Raw genomic sequence first — 4,965 nt, 5'->3', positions numbered from 1 at the left:
CGGCACCTGCGGACCACCGTCCAGCGCCACCTCCAACGCCGCCACCAGACCCTCGACAGCCGTCCGCACCAGCACACCGACCGCCAGGGGGTCGACCGACGCGACGGCGTCGACGGCCAGCGACAGCCCGCGGTCCACGCCGTTGTCGTCGACCGCCACCGCGAGCGGGTAGTTGGTCCGCTCACGGGAGTAGACCAGCCGGATGCCGTCCGTCTCGTCCCGGTCCTCGGCCGCCTCCCCGGCCGCCTGGTCGGCGTCCTGGCCACTGTTGTGGCGGTAGTTGAACAGCGCGGTGAACAGCGGGGTACCGCCGGCGAGGCCGCTGGCGCTCTGGGCCAGGGCGAGCGGGGCGTGCTCGTGCTCCAGCAGCTCCGCGAGCTGGTCACGCATCGCCCACACCGCGTCCAGCACGCCGAGCTCGTCCGTCCGCACCCGCACCGGCAGCGTGTTGATGAGCGGCCCGGGAACGCGGTCGGCGCCCAGGCCCGCGTTCATCCGCCCGAAGAGGATGGTGCCGAAGACCACGTCGTCGCGGCTGCTGACCACCGCCAGGGCCCGGGCCCACGCCACGTGCAGAACCGTGGCGGTGCTGACGCCGAGCCGGCGGGCGACCTCGCGCAGCCGCGCCTCGGCGGCGGGCGTGAACGGCACGACCTCGCGCACCACGTCGGCGCCGCCCCCGCGGACGTCCATCAGCCCGTACGGGGAGGTGGGTTCGGTGACGTCGCCGAGCAGTTCGGCGAAGTAGCGCTCGTGGGAGGCCTCGTCCGTGGCGGCGCCTCGGGCATGGGCTATGAAGGTACGGAAGGGCACCGGCTCGGGCAGCTGGTCCCCCCGTCCGGTGAGGAAGGCCAGGACCTCGCCGAGCAGCGTCTCCAGCGCGGTGTGGTCCTGGACCAGGTGGTGGACGCGCACCAGGCCCAACCAGCGGTCGCCGCCGGGAAGGGCCGCCGCGTGGATGCTGAAGAGCGGTGCCCGGCCGAGGTCCATCGAGGAGCCGACGGCAGCGACCAGCTCGCCCACCGGGTCGGCCCGCCGCGCGTCCAACGTCACCTCGTCGACCCGCAGCACGGCCTTGCGCCACACGACCTGGACCGGCCGGCGCAGGCCCTCCCAGACGAAGGAGGTGCGGAAGATGTCATGCCGGTCGATCACGCTCTGCAGCGCGGCCGCGAACGCGTCCAGGCGCTCGCGCGAGCCGAACTCCAGGACGGAGGGGAGCACGTAGGCGTCCTCGCCGCCCTCCGCGAGGAGGTGATGGAAGAGCAGGCCCTCCTGGAGCGGGGCGAGCGGGTAGACGTCCGCGACGTTCGCGGCGCCGCCCTCGACGGTGGCGACGACCCGCTCGACCTCCTCCGCGGTCAGGTCGACCAGCGGCAGCATCTCCGGCGTGATCGCGGTCGCGCCCACCGGAATCAGGTTCTCCGGCACCACGACCTGCTCGGCACCCGACGCCACCGCCAGCCCCGCCGGGGTCGGCGACTGGAACAGCGCCCGCACCGAGACGGAGACACCCCGCTGACGCAGCACCTCCACCAGCGACACCACCAGCAGCGAATGACCGCCCAGCTCGAAGAAGTTGTCGTGCACACCCACCCGCGGAACGTCCAGGACCTCCGCGAACACCGCGCACAGCACCTCCTCACGGACACTGCGCGGAGCCACGTACGACGCTCCCGCGTCGAACTCCGGAGCGGGCAACGCCTTGCGGTCCAGCTTCCCGTTCACCGTCAACGGCAGCCCGTCCAGGACCACCACCGCCGACGGAACCATGTACTCGGGCAGGAACGCCCCGACATGCCCGCGCAGCCCGGTCGCGTCGACCCCGGCCCCGGCCCCGGCCCCGGCCCCGGCGGCCGGAACGACGTAGGCGACGAGCCGCCTGTCACCCACCCGGTCCTCACGCACCACGGCCGCGGCCCGCGCCACCGACGGGTGTGACACCAACGCCGCCTCGACCTCGCCGAGTTCGATCCGGAAACCACGGATCTTGACCTGGTCGTCGGTGCGGCCGAGGTATTCGAGCTCTCCGTCGGTGTTCCAGCGGACCAGGTCACCGGTGCGGTACAGCCGCTCCCCAGTGCCGTACGGGCTGGCCACGAACCGCCCGGCCGTCAGACCGGGGCGGTTCAGGTAGCCGCGTGCCAGACCGGCTCCCGCGATGTACAGCTCACCCGCGACACCGGGCGGCACCGGCTGGAGTCCACCGTCGAGCACGTACAGCCGCAGGTCCGCGATCCCCCGGCCGATTCCGGACCCCGTCGCCGACACCGAGGACTCGTCCAGGGCCCGGTAGGTGACGTGCACGGTCGTCTCGGTGATGCCGTACATGTTGACCAGTACCGGAGCGTCCTCCGGATGGCGGGCGTACCACTCCCGCAGGCGTCCCGGCTCCAGCGCTTCCCCGCCGAACACCACGGAGCGAAGCACCAGCCCGTCACCCGACTCCGGGTCCTGCGCTTCCGCGCGCATCAGCTGGTCGAACGCGGAAGGCGTCTGGCTGAGAACCGTCACCCGCTCCCGGACCAGCAGCTTCAGGAACTCCTCCGGCGACCGGGACACCTCGAACGGCACGACGACGAGGCGACCGCCGTGCAGCAGCGCTCCCCACATCTCCCACACCGAGAAGTCGAACGCGAAGGAGTGGAACCACGTCCAGACGTCGTCGGACCCGAAGTCGAACCGTGCTTCCGTGGCGTCGAAGAGCCGCACGACGTTCCCGTGCGGAACGGTGACGCCCTTCGGCTGCCCGGTCGAGCCGGACGTGTAGATCACGTACGCCGGGTGACCGGTCAGCAGCGCGCTCCTGCGCTCGGCCTGGTCCACCCCGGCGCCGCTGAGCTCGGCGAGGCGAGCCGTGGTCTCCGGCTCGTCGACCATCAAGCAGGGCACCCCGTCGAGGGCCGGGCCGGCCAGGGCCGCGGCCCGGCGGCCGGCGAGCACGAGCACCGGCCGCGCGTCCCCGAGCACGTACGCGATGCGGTCGGCCGGGTAGTCCGGGTCGACCGGCACATAGGCGCCGCCGGCCTTGAGGACCGCCAGCAGGGCGACGAGGAGCTCGCTGGAGCGTTCCATGAGCACACCGACCAGGGACTCCGGGCCGACACCCCGCTCGATGAGTAGCCGGGCCATCCGGTTCGCCCGCTCGTCCAGCTCCGCGTAGCTCAGCTCACCGTCCTCGGCGACGACCGCGACCGCCTCCGGCGTCCGGGCCGCCTGGGCCGCGAACAGGTCGGGAAGCGTGCCGGCCGGCTGCCCCTGGGCGGTGCCGTTCCACTCCACCAGGACCCGACGGCGCTCGGCCTCGTCCAGCAGGTCCAGGCCGCTGAGCCTGGTCCCCGGCTCGGCGGCCAGCAGTTCCAGTGCCCGACGGACCCGGGTCGCGAGCCGCGCGGCGGCGTCGCGCTCGAAGAGGTCCATCGAGGCGGTCAGCGATCCGCGAAGGCCCGCCGGGGCGCCGTCCTCGTCGAACAGCTCGACGAAGTCGAGTTCGAGGTCGAACTTGGCCGCCCGCACGTCGACCGCGACGTCCGCCGGCTCCGCCGCCGGGCCGTCCGTCTCGGCGCCCGAGCGTTCCAGCACGATCCGCTCGTTGTTGTGGACGGTCAGCATCACCTGGACCAGCGGGTGCCGGGCCATGGAGCGCGCGGGCGCGAGTTCCTCGACCAGCTTCTCGAACGGCACCTCCTGGTGCGCGAGCGCGTCCCAGCCGGTCTTCCGTGCCCGGGCGATCACCTGGCGGAAGGTCGGGTCGCCGGTGAGGTCCGTGCGCAGCACGAGGGTGTTGACGAAGAAGCCGACCAGGTCGTCCAGCGCGACGTCGGTGCGCCCGGCGACCGCCGTGGCGACCGGAATGTCGGTGCCCGCCCCGAGGCGCGACAGCACGACCGCCAGCGCGGACTGCAGGACCATGAAGACCGTGGCGTCCTCGGCCCGCGCCAGCTCCGCCAGCCGGGCGTGGACCGCGGCCGGGACCTCCAGCGGCACGCCGTGGCCGCGGTGGGAGGCGACCGGCGGACGGGGTCGGTCGAAGGGCAGGTCGAGCTCCTCGGGCGCACCCGCGAGGTTGTCACGCCAGTAGGCGAGCTGACGGGCCAGCATGCTCTCCGGGTCCTGCTGGTCGCCGAGGAGTTCGCGCTGCCAGAGGGTGTAGTCGGCGTACTGGACGGGCAGCGGCTCCCACTCGGGCGCCCGGCCCGCGCTCCTGGCGGCGTAGGCCTTGGTCACGTCCCGCAGCAGCGGCCCCATCGACCAGCCGTCGCTCGCGATGTGGTGCACCACCACGACCAGCACCGACTCGTCGGGACCGGTCCGGAGCAGCGCGGCCCGGATCGGCACCTCGTCGGCCAGGTCGAACGCGTACGCCTCGAACTCCGAGACCCTGGCGTCGAGTTCAGCCGGTGCCAGGTCGGCCACCGCCAGCTTCCAGTCCAGGTCCTCCAGCTTCAGGATGCGCTGGTACGGCTCCCCGCCGGCAGTCGGGTAGACGGTGCGCAGCACCTCGTGGCGTCCGATGACGTCCAGCATGGCCGCGTTCAGCGCGTCTGCGTCGATCTCGCCCGGAAGGCGCCTGGTGATCGGGATGTTGTAGGTGGCACTCGGGCCCTCCAACTGCGCGAGGAACCACAACCGGCGCTGCGCGAAAGACAACGGAACCATCAGAACTCCTCCTGGTTGCGCATCGGCCGCAACGCCGGCCTAGCTGTTTTCTCATGTTCAAGCTGTTGTGCGAGACCGGCCGGCGTCGGCGCCAGCAGAAGTGTCTTCAACGGCACCTCGACACCGGACGCCGCCCGGATGCGGCTGATCAGGCGGACGGCGAGGAGGGAATGGCCGCCGAGGGCGAAGAAGTCGTCGTCCACGCCGACGCTCTCCACGCCGAGGACCTCGGCGAAGGCTGCGCAGACGAGTTCCTCGCGGGCGTTGGCCGGGCCTCGACCGGAGCCCGCGGTGAACGCGGGGGCG

The 4,965-nt window shown here is 72.5% G+C and carries 2 protein-coding genes; both read right to left on the bottom strand.

Features of this window, described 5'->3' with window-relative positions; all coding sequences use genetic code 11:
- Positions 1-4,659, bottom strand: a 4,659-nt coding sequence (locus ACFY0X_RS36815; RefSeq protein ID WP_387760883.1) for an amino acid adenylation domain-containing protein, incomplete at its 3' end; no start/stop codon positions are given.
- Positions 4,659-4,965 (bottom strand): phosphopantetheine-binding protein (locus ACFY0X_RS36810; RefSeq protein ID WP_387760882.1); only part of this gene is annotated, 307 nt, incomplete at its 5' end. The genes ACFY0X_RS36810 and ACFY0X_RS36815, both read right to left, overlap by 1 nt.

Source organism: Kitasatospora sp. NPDC001547 (genome assembly GCF_042894165.1).
Classification (GTDB): Bacteria; Actinomycetota; Actinomycetes; order Streptomycetales; family Streptomycetaceae; genus Kitasatospora.
Note: the sequence above shows the minus strand (reverse complement) of the source record. Positions and strands in the feature narration are given on the sequence as shown.